Source organism: Rhodocyclus gracilis (assembly GCF_009617575.1).
Lineage (GTDB): Bacteria > Pseudomonadota > Gammaproteobacteria > Burkholderiales > Rhodocyclaceae > Rhodocyclus > Rhodocyclus gracilis.
This window is the reverse complement of sequence record NZ_WIXJ01000006.1, coordinates 92583-107509: the sequence shown is the minus strand read 5'-3', so window position 1 is coordinate 107509 and position 14927 is coordinate 92583. Positions and strand designations below refer to the sequence as shown.

15 protein-coding genes are annotated in these 14927 nt (G+C 64.1%); 11 read left to right on the top strand and 4 right to left on the bottom strand.

Annotated elements, in window-relative coordinates:
• Nucleotides 1–6 precede the first annotated feature (6 nt).
• Nucleotides 7–1386 (bottom strand): exodeoxyribonuclease VII large subunit, encoded by a 1380-nt coding sequence (gene xseA, locus GHK24_RS09655; RefSeq protein ID WP_153472640.1) that lies wholly within the window; start codon nt 1384–1386, stop codon nt 7–9.
• 673 nt (nt 1387–2059) lie between these two features.
• Here xseA and GHK24_RS09650 point away from each other — a divergent pair.
• The 7 genes from GHK24_RS09650 (at nt 2060) to GHK24_RS09620 (ending at nt 7358) form a co-directional block, all read left to right on the top strand.
• Complete coding sequence (locus GHK24_RS09650; protein ID WP_167682244.1) at nt 2060–2668, top strand: MotA/TolQ/ExbB proton channel family protein; 609 nt, start codon at nt 2060–2062, stop codon at nt 2666–2668.
• 9 nt (nt 2669–2677) lie between these two features.
• A complete protein-coding gene (locus GHK24_RS09645; protein WP_153472638.1) occupies nt 2678–3094 on the top strand; it encodes an ExbD/TolR family protein in 417 nt (138 codons plus the stop codon).
• Nucleotides 3095–3104: 10 nt separating this feature from the next.
• The gene (gene lpxK / locus GHK24_RS09640) at nt 3105–4199 is read left to right on the top strand and encodes a tetraacyldisaccharide 4'-kinase (protein ID WP_153472636.1); all 1095 of its coding nucleotides are present in this window, start codon (nt 3105–3107) and stop codon (nt 4197–4199) included.
• A complete protein-coding gene (locus tag GHK24_RS09635; RefSeq protein ID WP_153472634.1) occupies nt 4180–4356 on the top strand; it encodes a Trm112 family protein in 177 nt (58 codons plus the stop codon). The genes lpxK and GHK24_RS09635 overlap by 20 nt, the downstream gene beginning before the upstream one ends.
• Nucleotides 4357–4365: 9 nt before the next feature.
• Nucleotides 4366–5178 carry a 3-deoxy-manno-octulosonate cytidylyltransferase gene (gene kdsB, locus GHK24_RS09630; RefSeq protein WP_153472632.1) on the top strand — a complete coding sequence of 271 codons (813 nt, stop codon included), beginning with the start codon at nt 4366–4368 and terminating at the stop codon, nt 5176–5178.
• A 245-nt stretch (nt 5179–5423) separates the two neighbouring features.
• The gene (gene adk, locus GHK24_RS09625) at nt 5424–6077 is read left to right on the top strand and encodes an adenylate kinase (RefSeq protein WP_153472630.1); all 654 of its coding nucleotides are present in this window, start codon (nt 5424–5426) and stop codon (nt 6075–6077) included.
• A 9-nt stretch (nt 6078–6086) separates the two neighbouring features.
• Nucleotides 6087–7358, top strand: a complete 1272-nt coding sequence (locus GHK24_RS09620; protein WP_153472628.1) for a 6-phosphofructokinase — start codon at nt 6087–6089, stop codon at nt 7356–7358.
• Nucleotides 7359–7398: 40 nt separating this feature from the next.
• Here the strand turns inward: GHK24_RS09620 and GHK24_RS09615 are convergent, their stop codons facing one another.
• Together GHK24_RS09615 and murJ are read right to left on the bottom strand one after the other, a co-directional pair.
• Nucleotides 7399–8028: a YbhB/YbcL family Raf kinase inhibitor-like protein gene (locus GHK24_RS09615; RefSeq protein ID WP_153472626.1), complete on the bottom strand. Its 630-nt coding sequence runs from the start codon at nt 8026–8028 to the stop codon at nt 7399–7401.
• Between the two features lie 79 nt (nt 8029–8107).
• The gene (gene murJ, locus GHK24_RS09610) at nt 8108–9646 is read right to left on the bottom strand and encodes a murein biosynthesis integral membrane protein MurJ (RefSeq protein WP_153472624.1); all 1539 of its coding nucleotides are present in this window, start codon (nt 9644–9646) and stop codon (nt 8108–8110) included.
• Nucleotides 9647–9849: 203 nt separating this feature from the next.
• On the opposite strand from murJ, the gene rpsT reads away from it, so the two are divergent.
• The 4 genes from rpsT (at nt 9850) to GHK24_RS09590 (ending at nt 13406) form a co-directional block, all read left to right on the top strand.
• Entirely contained in the window at nt 9850–10116 is a 267-nt protein-coding gene (rpsT, locus tag GHK24_RS09605) for a 30S ribosomal protein S20 (RefSeq protein ID WP_153472622.1), read from the top strand.
• 189 nt (nt 10117–10305) lie between these two features.
• Nucleotides 10306–10740: a hypothetical protein gene (locus GHK24_RS13515; RefSeq protein WP_194286408.1), complete on the top strand. Its 435-nt coding sequence runs from the start codon at nt 10306–10308 to the stop codon at nt 10738–10740.
• 305 nt (nt 10741–11045) lie between these two features.
• A complete protein-coding gene (locus GHK24_RS09595) occupies nt 11046–11519 on the top strand; it encodes a DUF2269 family protein (protein ID WP_153472620.1) in 474 nt (157 codons plus the stop codon).
• Nucleotides 11520–11774: 255 nt separating this feature from the next.
• Entirely contained in the window at nt 11775–13406 is a 1632-nt protein-coding gene (locus GHK24_RS09590; protein ID WP_153472618.1) for a methyl-accepting chemotaxis protein, read from the top strand.
• Between the two features lie 164 nt (nt 13407–13570).
• Here GHK24_RS09590 and GHK24_RS09585 read toward each other — a convergent pair whose 3' ends face one another.
• Complete coding sequence (locus GHK24_RS09585) at nt 13571–14752, bottom strand: branched-chain amino acid ABC transporter substrate-binding protein (protein ID WP_228384642.1); 1182 nt, start codon at nt 14750–14752, stop codon at nt 13571–13573.
• Nucleotides 14753–14927 lie beyond the last annotated feature (175 nt).

Here is a 14927-nt window from a genome sequence, read left to right as displayed (position 1 = left end):
CGTCGCTTATCCGGCATCCTCACTGGGTGAGCGGAAGACGGGGTCAGCCTGCTCACGCAGCGATTCAATACGCGTCAGCGCTTGCCCTTGCCTGAAACTGACCGTCAGTCGCTGGCTTGGTTCCAGAGTGCGGGCGTCGCTGACGATTCGACCGTTTTCGTCGCTGACAATGCTGTAGCCCCGCGCCAGCACGGCGCGCGGGTTGAGATGTTCGAGGCTGCTGGCGAGGGCGCCCACTCGCGCCGCTTTGTGCTCGAGGAGGCGGCGACGGGCGTGCGTCAGGCGATGCGCGAGGGCGTCGATGCGCCGGGCGCCTTGAGCGGCGTCGGGACGGGCCAGCAGAAGACGCTGCGTCAGACTTCCCAGCTGACTGCGGCGCACGGCGTTGCCGTGCATCAGGGCGCTGGCGAGTCGGCGCTGTAGTTGTCGCAACGAATCCGCTTGTGCGGCGAGCCGTTGTGCCGGGTGTTGCAGGCGCCGCGTCAGCCAGTCGAGGCGCTGGCTGACGTATTCCAGTCGGCGCGTCGCGCTGCGACGGAGTTGCACGGAGAGTTCGGCGAGGCGGGCGCGCAGGGCCGCCGCGTCGGGGGCGGCCATTTCGGCGGCGGCGGTCGGCGTCGGTGCGCGGCAGTCGGCGACAAAGTCGGCAATGGTGAAGTCGGTTTCGTGACCGACACCGCTGATGACGGGCACGGGGCTCGCGTAGATGGCGCGCGCCAGCGCTTCGTCGTTGAAGGATTGCAGGTCTTCGAGACTGCCGCCGCCGCGGCAGAGGATCAGTGCATCACACTGGTCTTGCGCGTGGCGCTGGGCGGCCAGCGTCAGCGCGGCGGTCAGTTGCTCGGCCGAGTCTTCGCCCTGAACAGTCGCCGGGTAAATCAGAACGTCGATCTGCGGCGCGCGGCGGCGCAGCGTCGTGATCACGTCGCGCAGCGCTGCTGCCTGTGGCGAGGTGACGACGCCAATACGGCGCGGGAACGGCGGCAGGCGGCGTTTGCCGTCATCGGCGAAGAGTCCCTCGCGTTCGAGCTTTTCCTTCAGCCGCTGAAAGCGCTCGAAGAGGTCGCCGACACCGGCGCGGCGCAGACCGTCGACGTTGAGCTGGAATTCGCCGCGTGCTTCATACATGCCCGGCAACACGCGCGCTTCGACGCGCAGGCCGTTCTCCAGCCGGAAGCCGACCGTTTGCACGCGCTGGCGAAACATGACGCAGCGCACCTGGGCGTTGGCGTCCTTGAGCGAAAAATAGCAGTGGCCGGACGCCGCCTGCACGAGATTGGAGACCTCACCGGAAACCCAGCAGAGCGGAAAGCCGCTCTCGATGCGCTCGCGCACGCGGCGGATCAGCAGCGATACCGGGATGGCTGCCGTCGCTGCGTTCGCCATTGTCGGCGGAGGCGGTGAGCTTGGCGAACCTGGTGGGTTCGCCGCATGCCTTGAATCCGTCGAATCCCTCGCACTTGCAGCAAAAACAGGACTCGCCTTGCTCTCTTCGAGCGTCGCCAAAGGCGGGCGGTGGGGTGATGACAGGGGCGTATCCGGCGGGGCGCCCGCGTCATTTGGCAGAGGGCTAAAGAGGTCGGCGGGAGTGCGTGAAATGCTCATGCCCTGATTCTACCTTCTCTTCCATCAGGCGAAATGATGCACATCCATCGCCGGTCGCCGCACGGCGTATCGGGAAAAACCCCGATGAAACCATGGTGTTTTTCCAACTAATTGATTTGTATATATTTAATGGCGACGCCGCTTTTTTTGGCAGAGCAAGAAAAGTCCTTTCGCTGGCGGTACTTAGGTGCTTCGTCCCAAGGCTGTCCACACAGTTATCCACAGATTCTGTGGATAAGGATTAGCTCTCTGCCGATGCTGTTTAGCCCCCTTTTGTCAACGCTTTTGCGGCTTGACTTCGTCATTGACAGGCAGCGTTTTTCTCGGGTAATGCCGCTGCGTCAGGAGCGGCCGCGAGCGGTACCGGGACGCCCGTGTGAGGCAAGCACGGGACTTGCCGCGAGGGGCGTCGCAGGATAAAGTCTGCGCCACCGAAAAAACCACGGGAGAAAGCGTGTTTGCCATCATTCAGGCCGCCGGCTGGCCTATCTGGCCGTTGCTGCTGGCATCGATTATTGCCGTCGCCCTGATCCTTGAACGCCTGGCCACGCTGCGCCGTAACCGAATCCTGCCGTCCGGGCTCCTGCAACGCGTCGTTGCCGACTATCGCGAAAATGGCGTTGCGGAAGACTGGTTGCAGCCGCTTGAGCAGCAGTCGCCCCTCGGACGTGTTCTTGCTGCCGCCGTGCGTAACGTCGGCGCGCCGCGCGAGGTGATGAAAGACTCCGTCGAAGAGGCCGGTCGTCTCGCGACGCACCAGCTCGAACGCTATCTGACGACGCTCGGCACCATCGCGTCGATCAGCCCCCTGCTCGGACTCTTCGGTACCGTCGTCGGCATGATCGAAATTTTCGGTTCGCAATCGCCGAGCGGTGCCAACCCGATGCAGCTCGCGCACGGGATTTCCATCGCCTTGTACAACACCGGCTTCGGTCTGGTGATCGCCATTCCGAGCATGATCTTCTGGCGCCACTTCCGGGCGCTCGTTGGCAGTTTCGTCATCGACATGGAGCAACAGGCGGTGCGGCTGGTGGAAACCCTGCAAGGCGAACGCCGGGCCTGATTGCCGACCATGAAATTTCAGCGCGAACGGCGGCATGACGAGCCGGAAATCAATCTGATCCCGATGATCGACGTGCTGCTTGTCATCATCATCTTCCTGATGCTGACGACGACTTACGCCAGGTTTTCGGGGCTGGAGATCAATTTGCCGACGGCCGATGCCGCCAAGCAGCCGGATCAGCCTAACGAGATCAACGTCGTCGTCACCGTCGGCGGACAGGTCCTCGTGAACAAGGTGCCGCTGGCGAACAGCGATGTCACTTCGATCAGCGAGGCGCTGCGCCGCGCCGCCGGGGCGGCGACCGATCCTCTGATCGTCATCAACGCCGACGCGCGCACGACGCACCAGAGCGTCATCGATGTCATGCAGGCCGCGCAAGGCGCCGGCTACGCGCACATCTCTTTCGCGACGCAGACCTCCCACTGATCCGCCGCTGATGGCGCTTTCTCTCGTGCAGCGTCTGCCCCGCTGGTGGTATCAACGCCAGCCGGCGCCTGCGCTGCTGCCTTTCTTGCCCGTCACCTGGCTGTTCCAGCGGTTGGTGGCGCGGCGGCGGGCGCAGTTTCTCGCGGGCCGCCGGGTCAGCGTGCGCCTTCCCGTTCCGGTCGTCGTCGTCGGCAATCTGACCGTCGGCGGCAGCGGCAAGACGCCGGTGACGCTGTGGCTGGTCGAGCAGTTGCGGCAGGCGGGCTGGCATCCCGGCGTTGTCAGTCGCGGCTACGGCGGTCGCGCGGCGGGCGTGCGCGCCGCGTCCGCCGACGATGCGACGGCGACGGGTGACGAGCCGGCGCTGCTGGTGCGCCGAAGTGGCGTGCCGGTGTTCGTGGGGCAAGATCGCGTGGCGGCGGCGCAGGCTTTACTGGCGGCGCATCCCGAATGCGATGTGCTCGTAGCCGACGACGGCATGCAGCACTATCGCCTGCGGCGCGATGTCGAGATTGCCGTGTTCGATAGTCGTGGTGCCGGCAACGGGCGGATGCTGCCGGTCGGCCCATTGCGTGAACCCCTGTCGCGCCTGAACGAATGCACGGCAGTGGTCTGGAACGGTGCGCCGGAGCCTCTCGCCGCGCGGGCGGCCTGCGGACTCCCGCAGTTCGCCATGACCCTGACCGGCAGCACTTTTCGCGCTCTGGCCGATCCCGCGCGGCACTGCGCGGCGGCTGATCTGGCCGCTCTGTGCGGCGGCCGACCGCTGTATGCGCTCGCCGGTATCGGCGATCCGCAACGCTTTTTCCGCCACCTCGAGGTGCTGGGGCTCGTGTTTGCGCCGCGCGCCTTCCCGGATCATCACCTCTACAGCCCGGCGGATCTGGCTTTCGCGCGTGACGGCGTGCTGCTGATGACCGAGAAAGATGCGGTAAAATGCGCCGCCCTTCTGCCTGCCGCGGCCCCCGCGGTGACCGGACACGCATCCTCGGCCCTGCCCGAAAGCTGGGTGTTGCCGGTGGACGCCGACATTACTTCGGCGCCCGGTGCGCCTGGCCTGCTCGACCTCATTCTGGAGAAGTTCAATGGACGCCCGCCTGCTTGATATCCTGGTTTGCCCGATCTGCAAGAGCCGTCTCGAATACCGCAAGAGCGCCAACGAACTCGTGTGCGCGCCTTGCAAGCTGGCCTACCCGGTGCGCGACAACGTGCCGATCATGCTCGAAGACGAAGCGCGTCGCCTGCCTGCCGACGCGTCCTGATTTGCGATCATGACGTTCAAGGTCGTCATTCCGGCGCGCTATGCGTCGACGCGTCTGCCGGGCAAACCCCTGCTCGATCTCGGTGGCATGCCGATGGTGGTACGTGTCGCGCGCCGTGCGCTGGCGGCCGGAGCCGACGAGGTGTGGGTGGCGACCGACCATGAGGCGGTGCAGACAGCCGTCGCGGCGTGCGGTATCCCCGTCATGCTGACGCGTGAAGATCACGCCAGTGGCACCGAACGTCTGGCCGAAGTCGTCGAGCAGCGCGGCTGGGATGACGAGACGATCATCGTCAATGTGCAGGGCGACGAGCCCCTGATCGAGCCCGGCCTGATCGCCCAGACGGCGCGTCAGTTGGCCGATAGCGGGGCGGAGATCGCCACGGTGGCGCATCCGGTGACGCAGGCCGAAGACTTTTTCAACCCGAACGTCGTCAAGGTCGTGTGCACTGATCGCGGCGATGCGTTGTACTTTTCGCGCGCGCCGATTCCCTATGCGCGCGATCATTTTGCCCGCCAGACAGCCGGCCAGCCGGCGAGCCTGCCCGCCGAGTTCACCGCGCTGCGGCATATCGGCCTGTACGCCTATCGCGCGCGCTTCTTGCGCCGCTACGCACAGTTGTTGCCGTCGCCGTTGGAAAGTGTCGAAGCCCTCGAGCAACTGCGCGCGCTGTGGCATGGCTATCGCATCAGCGTGACCGTGTCGGACGCGCTACCGGCGCCCGGCGTCGATACGCCGGCGGATGCTGAACGTGTGCGTCGTCTGCTTGCGGCCGACGATCCCCTCGTTTCCGCCGCTTCGGCCGCGGGCATTCGGCCTTGATTCAGCCGTAAGCAAGTTGTTGCTGCCGTGCGCGGGCGCGGTGGTTTGGCGCGAGTCTGTTTCAGTGTTCGTCGCCGCTTCGCGCCAGTCTGGCACGCCCCGGTAAAGCGGATCGCCTGTGCTGGCAGCGGTTTGACCGGGGCGACGATTGCAGGTAAGTTTCCCGCCATCTGCGTGGCGCCCTGGCTGGGGCCGGTTGGCGCCGAAATCACGCGATATTCGTACACCCAAAAAAGGAAACAACGATGAGACTCATTCTGCTCGGCGCACCCGGCGCTGGCAAAGGCACGCAAGCCCAGTTCATCCGCGAGAAGTACCAGATTCCCCAGATTTCCACCGGCGACATGCTGCGTGCGGCCGTCAAGGCTGGCACTCCGCTCGGTATCGAAGCCAAGAAGGTCATGGATGCCGGCGGCCTCGTCTCGGACGACATCATCATCGGTCTCGTCAAGGATCGCCTGACGCAAGCGGACTGTCAGGCCGGTTATCTGTTTGATGGCTTCCCTCGCACCATTCCGCAAGCCGAGGCGATGAAGGCGGCGGGCGTGGCCATCGATTACGTGCTCGAAATCGCCGTCGACGACAGCGAGATCGTCGAGCGCATGAGCGGTCGGCGCGTGCATCCGGCTTCGGGGCGCAGCTACCACGTGCGCTTCAATCCGCCGAAGGTCGAGGGTGTCGACGACGTGACCGGCGAGCCGCTGGTGCAACGCGACGACGACCGTGAAGAAACGGTGAAGAAGCGTCTTGAGGTCTATCACCAGCAGACGCGTCCTCTGGTCGATTACTACGCCCAGTGGGCGGCGAGTGGTGACGCGGCGGCGCCACAGTGTCGGCGCATTGCCGGTGTCGGCAGCGTCGATGAAATCCGCGAACGGGCCTTCAACGCACTGAAATAGGAGCAAGTCATGGCGGCGACGGCAATCCCCCGCAACGTTCTCTACGCTCAGTCGGGCGGCGTTACGGCGGTGATCAACGCCTCCGCCTGCGGCTTGATCGAGGCGGCACGCGCCGCTTCACCTCGCATCGGCAAGGTTTTCGCCGCGCGCAACGGCATCCTCGGCGCCCTCGCCGAGGATCTCATCGACACCAGCGCCGAGAGCGATACCGACATTGCCCGCTTGCGCCATACGCCGGGCGGCGCCTTTGGTTCCTGTCGCTACAAACTCAAGAGTATCGACGAGCAGCGGGCACAGTACGAGCGTCTGATCGAGGTTTTTCGCGCGCACGATATCGGCTATTTCTTCTACAACGGTGGCGGCGATTCGATGGATACCGCCAACAAGGTGTCGCAGATCGCCGAGCGTCTTGGCTATCCTCTGATCTGTGTTGGCGTGCCGAAGACCGTCGATAACGATCTGCCACTGACCGATTGCTGCCCTGGCTTTGGCTCGGTCGCCAAGTATGTCGCCACGTCGATGCGTGAGGCGGGCTTCGATGTGGCGTCGATGGCGCGCACGTCGACCAAGATTTTCGTGCTCGAAGTAATGGGCCGCCACGCCGGCTGGATTACGGCGGCGTGTGGCTTGGCGGCGCAGTCGGCGGCTGAGCCGCCACACCTCTTGCTGTTCCCCGAAGTGGCGTTCGACGAGGTGCGTTTTCTCGCGCGCGTCAAAGACTGCGTCGAACGTTACGACTACTGCACGATTGCTGTCTCCGAGGGTTTGCGTGACAGCGCCGGGCGCTTTCTTTCCGACATGGGGACGCGCGACGCCTTCGGTCACGCGCAGTTGGGTGGCGTTGGGCAGATCGTCGCGCAGTTGATCAAGGATCGGCTGGGCTACAAGTATCACTGGGCGCTCGCTGACTACCTGCAACGCGCGGCTCGCCACGTGGCCTCCCGCACCGATGTCGAGCAGGCGTATGCCTTGGGACGCGCCGCCGTCGATCTGGCGCTGGCGGGGCGTAATGCCGTCATGCCGGTGATCGAGCGGCTGTCCGACTCGCCCTATCGCTGGCAGGTGGGCGTGGCTGCGCTGAAGGATGTCGCCAACATCGAGCGCAAGATGCCCGCCGATTTCATCTCGGCGGATGGTTTCGGCATTACCGATGCCTGCCGCGCCTATCTGGCGCCGCTGATCGAAGGCGAAGACTTTCCCCCGTTCCGCGACGGCCTGCCTGACTACGTACGTTTGCAGAATCTGGCCGTGCCTCGTCGGCTGCCGGATTTCGCGCTGTAACTCCGCTGCGGTAACTCCGCTTTTCCCGCCACCATCGCGCTCAGAGGGCGATGGCGGGATTGAGCGTGTAACGCCCTGTCAGCGTTGCCTTGTCGAGGATATGTCCTGTCATGGCGGCACGAATGACGGCTCCCGTCAGTGGCCCGTGCGCCGGCAGCTGCGCGACGTCGAGAGCGTAGAGCGTGAAAACGTAGCGGTGCACCAGTTCGTCGTTCCATGGCGGGCACGGGCCGTCGTAGCCGAAATAGTCGCCGCGCATGTCGGGGTCGCCGTCGAACCAGCCGGTGTAGTCGTTGATGCCCTGGCGCGCGCCCTTCGCGGCCGAGGGGCCGGCTTTGCCGCGCGGGGTGACGACGGTCGAAAATTCGCCAGCGCGAATCTCACTCGCACTGGCTGGCAGGTCGACCAGCAACCAATGAAAAAACTCGACGCGCGGCAGGCTGGCAGACACGACGCTGCCTTCACGATTGACGTCGTCGCCACGGCTTGGAACGTCGGGATCGGCGCAGATCAGCACAAAAGACTGCGTCGCTGCCGGTACGTCGCGCCAGGCTAGGTGTGGGTTGCGATTGCCGCCGAGGCGGACATGGCGGAGCGGGTCGGCGACGCAGAAGGCAAATTCGCCGGGAATGGCACCGTGGTCGGAAAAGCTTTCGCTGAAAAGCTGCATGTTCGAGTCCCTCGTGTCAAAGGATGGTCGTACGCGCGTTGAGGATGGCTGGCGGTCTTGCCACCCGCATCCCCCCGATTCAGCTTGCCGCGCTGCGCTTGAAATCGCGCAGCCGGAAGCCCAATACCCCCAGTGTAGCGAAATAGGCGAAAACCCCGAAGCCAAGGAGTGCAGTAAGGCGCAGCAGACGTTCGCTGATCGCCCAGCGCAGCCAGTCCTCCGTGGCGCCCATCCCCCCCCAGAGAACGGCAGCGAGCACGCCAAGCGCGACTGCCAGACGCAGGAAGAAGCCGCCCCAACCCGGCTGCGGTGCATAGATACCGTGCCGGCGCAGTCCACGGAAGAGCAGCGTTGCGTTGATGCACGCGGCGAGACTGATCGACAGCGCCAGACCGGCATGCTTGAGCCAGCCGATCAGCAGCAGATTGAGTATTTGCGTGGCAACGAGCGAAACGATGGCGATCTTCACCGGCGTGCGGATGTTCTGGCGCGCGTAGAAACCGGGGGCCAGCACCTTGACGAGAATCAGTGCTACCAGTCCGACGCTGTAAGCGACCAGCGCTTCTTGCGTGCGCATCACGTCGTCAGCGGTAAAGGCGCCGTGATGAAAGAGCGTGGCAACCAGCGGCGCGGCAATGACGGCCATGAACACCGCCGCCGGCGCGGCGAGCAGGAAACACAGGCGCAGGCCCCAGTCGAGGAGTTTTGAATAGTCATCAAAGCGCTGCTCGGCGTGGCAGCGCGACAGCGAGGGCAGAAGAATCGTCCCCAAGGCCGCGCCCAGCATGCCGGAGGGGAACTCCATCAAGCGGTCGGCGTAATACAGCCACGAGACGCTGCCGGCGACGAGAAAGGAGGCGAAGATCGTGTTGATCAGCAAACTGATCTGCGACACCGATACGCCGAGCGCAGCTGGTGCCATAAGCTTGAGAACGCGCTGCACGCCCTCGTCACGCCAGTGCAGATCGAAGCGCGGCAGCATGCCGATACGTCGCAGGCTCGGCAGCTGCAAGGCCAGTTGCAGAACGCCGCCGAGGAAGACCGCCCAAGCCAGCGCCAGCGCCGGCGGATCAAACCAGGGCGCGGCAAACAGGGCCATGACAATGAACGACACATTGAGCAAGACCGGCGTGAAGGCCGGAATGGCAAAACGGCTCCATGTATTGAGCACCGCGCCGGCCAGCGCGACGAGCGACATGAAGAGAATGTAGGGGAAGGTGATGCGCGTGAGCGCGACGGTCAGCGCGAACTTGTCGGGATCGCCCACAAAGCCGGGGGCCGAAATATAGACGAGGATCGGCGCACCGACGATGCCGAGGAGCGTGACCAGCAGCAGGGCAAGGAACAGCAGGCTGGCGACGCGATCGACGAGGAGCTTCGTCTCCTGCTCGCCGCGCCGGTTACGGTATTCGCCGAGCACCGGAACGAAGGCCTGCGAGAAGGCTCCTTCGGCAAAAAGGCGTCGCAACAGGTTGGGTAGCTTGAAAGCGACGAAAAACGCGTCCGTCATCATGCCGGCGCCGAAAGTCGTGGCAATGACGAAATCGCGCACGAAGCCGAGGATGCGCGAAATCAGCGTCATGCCGCTGACGGTGGCGAGTGCTCTGAGCAGATTCATCCGGGAGGAAAGCGCGCGTTGAACGGCCAGCGACGAAAAGGCGACATCTTAGCGGCTTAGTCAGCGCCGACCAAACCGGCAGGAGGCGCGCGTTTGCTGCTGTCCGCCCAATGAAGCGTTTTGCGCGCTTGCATTGACGCAGCGACGCCGGTATGATTGCGCGCTTTCGATCAACGCATCAGTTCATTCAGGGACGAACATCCATGGCCAACAGCGCACAAGCCCGCAAGCGCGCCCGCCAAGCCGTTAAGCAACGTGCCCACAACGCCAGCCTGCGCTCCACTCTGCGCACGGCCATCAAGCGTGTGCAAAAGGCGATTGTCGCTGGCGACAAGACGGCTGCGCAAAGCATTTTCCAGCAGTCCGTGTCCGAGATCGACAGCATTGCTGACAAGAAGATCATTCACAAGAACAAGGCCGCTCGCCACAAGAGCCGCCTCTCGGCACAAATCAAGGCGCTAGCTGCCTGATTGCTGCCGCAGCAGCACCGATGCGGCGCCTCGATAGGCGCCGTTTTCTTTTGCTGTCGTTGTTGAGTTGTCCGGGCTGGGTTTTGCCCGTTTTTAAGGCGCTAGGGCGCCGGCCTGTGCCGGTGCGACCGTCGCCATGAAGCCGGCAGTGTTTTCGCACTGGCCGGCGAACAATGGGATAATGACGCCATGAACGCACCGCAACCCGTTTCTCCTCGCCGTCGGCTGCAGCAGTTGCTGGCCGTGCCGGATCGTGATCGCACCGATGCCGAGTGGGATGAGCTCAATGAGCTGGAAATCCAGTTGGCACCCGGCAACCGTGAGTCGTCGGCACCGCAGGGCGACGCTCAGGGGCGCGGCGGTCGTTCGTCCGGCCAGTCGCGTCGCTCGTCCGGTCAGGGGCGCGGTGGCCAAGGTGGCGGCCAAGGTAACTCACAGGGTGGCGGCCAGTCGCAGAATCGCTCCGGCAACCCTTCAGCGCCCAAAGCTGCGGGCCAAGGGGGCGGAAATCCGGCGGGTGGTAACGCGGGTAATGCGGGGGGGGCTCCGGCCAACGGCGGCGCGCCGGGCAAGAAGCCCTTCCGCAAACCGCGGCAGCGCCCGCCGCGTCCCGACGTCGCCTGATTTCGCGGTAACACGCGTCAGGATGGCATTCTGGGTCGCCTGATCGTATTGGCTGCCTCGGCATTTGCCACTTGCGTCAGCTTTCCGGTCATTGCTCGGCCGGCGGCGTCTTCGTTTTTTTCCTTTTTGATTGTGCCGCCCGTCTCGTCGAGTCCGGGGGCTGGTGTTTGCCTTCGGCATTCCCTCTGGGACTCTTTACGCCGTCTCTGCGCGGCACGTTCGTGTCGTCATCGTCATCAGCCGCAGGGGATGTTGCGCTGCTTATCTCCAGGCGCGCAGCCTTGGCTGCTGGGTGAGGCGCGGTAATGAACTCCGGCTATCTGCTGCTGAAGAGCCTGCACGTTCTCGGTGTGGTGTTGTTCTTGGGTAATGTGCTTGTGACCTTGTGGTGGAAGGTCATGGCCAACCGCACACGGCAGCCGCAGATCATCGCCTTTGCGCAGCGTCAGGTGACGCTGACCGATATCGTCTTCACCTTCGCCGGCGCCGCGCTGGTCTTGCTGACCGGGCTCACCAACGCTTATCTCTCCGGCTGGACGAACCCCGTGGTGCGCTGGATTGGCTGGAGCAGTGCGCTATTTCTGCTTTCGACGCTGCTCTGGGTGTTCGTACTCATCCCCCTGCAGATTCATCAGGCACGTCTCGCTCGGCAGTTCGCTGCGGGAGGTGAAATTCCGCTTTGCTACTGGCGCGCTGAGCGCGTGTGGATCGGCGTTGGCGTGCTGGCGACCGTGCTGGTGCTCGCCAATCTCTACTGGATGGTCTTCAAGCCCCTTTGATGCTCAATGCGCATCAAAGGGGCTGGCGTACTTGCGCGCTGCGCTTCGTTCCTCGCTTCTGTTGGCCTTCGGCGGCGTCGTGGCCGTTGGTGGGAAGAGTTCTGCGATTCGTCGATTGTCATGAACTAATTGATTTGTATTAGTACTAAAGTAATAGCCATTACTTTTTCGCACGGCGGTCGTATGATTCGCGGCTTGCCGTGCGGTTCTTTTTTGAGCGTTCGCTTTTCGCCGCCGCTCAACGTGGGGAAATAGATGCGTAACAACCAGCCAGTCACCAACATAGAAACCCAGCTTCCCGAAGGGGAGTTCATTTATTCGCGGACCGATCTCAAGGGCATGATCGTCGAGGCGAACGCGGCTTTTGCCAAGGTCAGCGCCTATACGCAGGAGGAGATGGTCGGACAGCCCCACAATCTCGTTCGCCACCCGGATATGCCAGTCGAGGCCTTTGCCGATATGTGGCGCGACCTGAAGGCTGGGCGGCCCTGGCGCGGCATCGTCAAAAATCGGCGCAGCGATGGTGGCTTTTATTGGGTCATCGCCAATGCGTCGCCGGTGCGCGAAAACGGCAACATCGTCGGCTACCAGTCGGTACGTTCCCGTCCTCAGCGCGACGAAATTGCTGCCGCGCAGGCCGCCTATCAGCGCTTGAAGCAAGGCGACCACTCGATCCGTATCGAGCATGGCCGTGTCGTGCCGGCGCGGCCATCGCTCCTTGCGTTGGCTTCCTCGCTCAATACGCAACTGGCGGTGGCGGGGATTTTCTCTGTGCTGCTCGGAGCGGCTTTGCTGTTGCCGCCGCTGGATGTTCCCTTCCTGCCTTGGGTCTTGCAGGCGCTGGGTGCGCTGGGCGTGGTCTGGGGAGCGGTGTTCCTTGCGCTCTTCGTGCCGCGTTTGCGCCGCGACCTGACGGCGACGACCGATTACCTCGAACGCGTGCTGACTACCGGCGATCTGCGGCAGCGCTTCCAGTTGGGGCGCCGCGACCAGGTCGGTGGGATCGCTTCGCGCATCGACAGCTTCATCTCGTCGATCCAGGCGACGGTGCAGGGGATGGACGACTCCGCCGCGCATGTGCAGCAGGTCAGCCATGAAGTCGAGCGTGGCGTCGATAACGTCGCCGAGGCGACGCGGGTGCAAAGCGACGCGACCTCTTCGGCGGCGGCGGGAATCGAAGAGATCACCGTGTCGATTGGCGAAGTCGCAGCGCATGCGGCATCGACCCGCACGGCTGCCGAGGCGGCCAGCGACGTCTCGGTGCGCGGTGCGGCACTGTCCGAAAAAGCCAGCGCGACGATTCTGGCGCTGGCGGGTACCGTCAAGGATTCCGCCGCGCAGGTTGAATTGCTCGGCGAACAGTCCGAAGAAATCTCCCGCATTACCGGGGTCATTCGTGAGATTGCCGATCAGACCAATCTGCTCGCGCTGAACGCGGCCATCGAGGCGGCGCGCGCCGGTGAGCAGGGACGTGGCTTTGCTGTGGTGGCCGACGAGGTGCGCAAGCTTGCCGAACGCACCGGCAAGGCGACGCAGGAGATCAGCGACATGATCGGCGCGATTCAGGGCGAAACGCGCAAGGCCGTCGATGGCATGCGCTCTGGCGCCTCACAGGTGGAGGAGGGGGTTCTGCTGGTTCAGGACGCTCAGCAGGCCTTGCAGGAGATCAACAGCCAGATGGGCGTGACGCTGAGCATGGTCAGTGACATCTCGCATTCCTCGGCGGAACAGCAGGATGCGATCACCCTGATGGCGCAGAGCGTCGAGCGCGTGGCGACGATGACCGAGCAAAACCTCGGCGTGGCGCAACAGACGCACGGCTCTGTCGATGTGCTCAACGGCGTCGTCGAGCGGATGCGCAAGTCGGTGAATCAGTTCTCCGTCTGATGCGGGCCATGCCCGAGCCGACCGGGCGGACGGGATGGCGACGGCGGTAAGGCAGGCAATACGCGCACGCGAAGCGCGGTCGTCGGAGGAATCGTCTGTGGTTCGTTGACGAAAAAGGGGCGGGCACGATGTGCCCGCCCCTTTGGCTTGCAGAACGGTCGCGCTTACTTGCTGCTGGCTTCGAGAACCTTCCACTCACCGCCTTCGACCTTGTAGACGGTGATGGCGCCGTCTTTCAGATCGCCTTTTTCGTCGTAGCCGATGGTGCCGGAGGTGACGCCCGCCATTTGCGTCTTGGCCAGTGCCGGCAGGTACTTCGCGGGTTCGCTGGAGCCGGCGGCCTTCATGGCTGCGATCAGCACCATGGTCGCGTCGTAGGCGTAGGGCGAGTAGATCTGCACGTCTTCGTTAAAGCGTGCCTTGTACTTCGTTTCGTAGTCCTTGCCCCCCGGCATCTGTGCCAGCGGCAGGCCGGCCAGCGAGGCGATGGTGCCGTCGGCGGCGGTGCCGGCGAGCGACAGGAAGTTGGGTGACTTGATCATTTCGCCGCCCATCAGCGCCGCCTTGATGCCTAGTTGCTTGATCTGCCGAGCCATCGGGCCCGCTTGCGCGTCCGCGCCGCCGAAGAAGACGACATCCGGCTTGGCGCTCTTGATGCTGGTGAGGATGGCCATGAAGTCCGTCCCCTTGTCGCTGGTGAACTCGCGCTTGACGATATCGGCGCCGGCGGCCTTGGCGGATTTCTCGAACTCGTCGGCAAGGCCCTGACCGTAGGCGGTACGGTCGTCGATGATGGCAATGCGGTGTGCCTTGAGCGTCTCGACCGCAAAGCGGCCCATCACGCTGCCTTGTTGCACATCGTTGGTCATGGCGCGGAAGGTCGTCTTGTAGCCGTTGCCGGTGTAAGCCGGCGAGGTCGCCATGGCGATTTCGGGGATGCCGGCTTCCGAGTAGATGCGCGAAGCCGGGATGCTGGTGCCGGAGTTGAAGTGGCCGAGCATGCCGACGATCTTCGCGTCCACGAGTTTCTGGGCGACTGCCGTGCCTTGCTTCGGATCGGCCTGGTCGTCCTCGGAGACCAGCTCGAAGCGCACAGGCTGTCCACCGATTTGCGGCTGGCCGGCGTTGGCTTCTTCGATGGCAAGGATGACGCCGTTTTGCATTTCCTTGCCATAGTGGGCCTGCGGGCCCGTCAGAGGTGCAGCGAAACCGAGCTTGACGACTTTGACTTCCGGGGCGGCGGCGGGAGCGGCAGCGGCCGGAGCCTCATCTTTTTGGCTACAGCCGCCAAGCAGCGCGAGGCTGACGGCGAGCGCCGAGCACTGAAACAGGGCGTTCATCTTCATCGGGCAGATTCCTTGTGGGCGGGAGGGAGCAGTGCCGGCGAATGTCGGCTAGCCTGCGAGTCTCGCTTCTCAGGCGGCGTCGGTCAAGGTCTGCCAGCCCTGTCAGGGGCTGGCGCCGGTGCTGCGGGTGCCATGGTCGTCGCGATAGCGGGGGCTTGCCCGCGCCCTGATAAGG

What these genes read in the sequence shown, in the direction of transcription:
- xseA (WP_153472640.1), bottom strand. Translation starts at nt 1,386, where the DNA reads ATGGCGAACGCAGCGACGGCAGCCATCCCGGTATCGCTGCTGATCCGC.
- GHK24_RS09645 (WP_153472638.1), top strand. Translation starts at nt 2,678, where the DNA reads ATGAAATTTCAGCGCGAACGGCGGCATGACGAGCCGGAAATCAATCTG.
- lpxK (WP_153472636.1), top strand. Translation starts at nt 3,105, where the DNA reads ATGGCGCTTTCTCTCGTGCAGCGTCTGCCCCGCTGGTGGTATCAACGC.
- GHK24_RS09635 (WP_153472634.1), top strand. Translation starts at nt 4,180, where the DNA reads ATGGACGCCCGCCTGCTTGATATCCTGGTTTGCCCGATCTGCAAGAGC.
- kdsB (WP_153472632.1), top strand. Translation starts at nt 4,366, where the DNA reads ATGACGTTCAAGGTCGTCATTCCGGCGCGCTATGCGTCGACGCGTCTG.
- adk (WP_153472630.1), top strand. Translation starts at nt 5,424, where the DNA reads ATGAGACTCATTCTGCTCGGCGCACCCGGCGCTGGCAAAGGCACGCAA.
- GHK24_RS09620 (WP_153472628.1), top strand. Translation starts at nt 6,087, where the DNA reads ATGGCGGCGACGGCAATCCCCCGCAACGTTCTCTACGCTCAGTCGGGC.
- GHK24_RS09615 (WP_153472626.1), bottom strand. Translation starts at nt 8,028, where the DNA reads ATGCAGCTTTTCAGCGAAAGCTTTTCCGACCACGGTGCCATTCCCGGC.
- murJ (WP_153472624.1), bottom strand. Translation starts at nt 9,646, where the DNA reads ATGAATCTGCTCAGAGCACTCGCCACCGTCAGCGGCATGACGCTGATT.
- rpsT (WP_153472622.1), top strand. Translation starts at nt 9,850, where the DNA reads ATGGCCAACAGCGCACAAGCCCGCAAGCGCGCCCGCCAAGCCGTTAAG.
- GHK24_RS13515 (WP_194286408.1), top strand. Translation starts at nt 10,306, where the DNA reads ATGAACGCACCGCAACCCGTTTCTCCTCGCCGTCGGCTGCAGCAGTTG.
- GHK24_RS09595 (WP_153472620.1), top strand. Translation starts at nt 11,046, where the DNA reads ATGAACTCCGGCTATCTGCTGCTGAAGAGCCTGCACGTTCTCGGTGTG.
- GHK24_RS09590 (WP_153472618.1), top strand. Translation starts at nt 11,775, where the DNA reads ATGCGTAACAACCAGCCAGTCACCAACATAGAAACCCAGCTTCCCGAA.
- GHK24_RS09585 (WP_228384642.1), bottom strand. Translation starts at nt 14,752, where the DNA reads ATGAAGATGAACGCCCTGTTTCAGTGCTCGGCGCTCGCCGTCAGCCTC.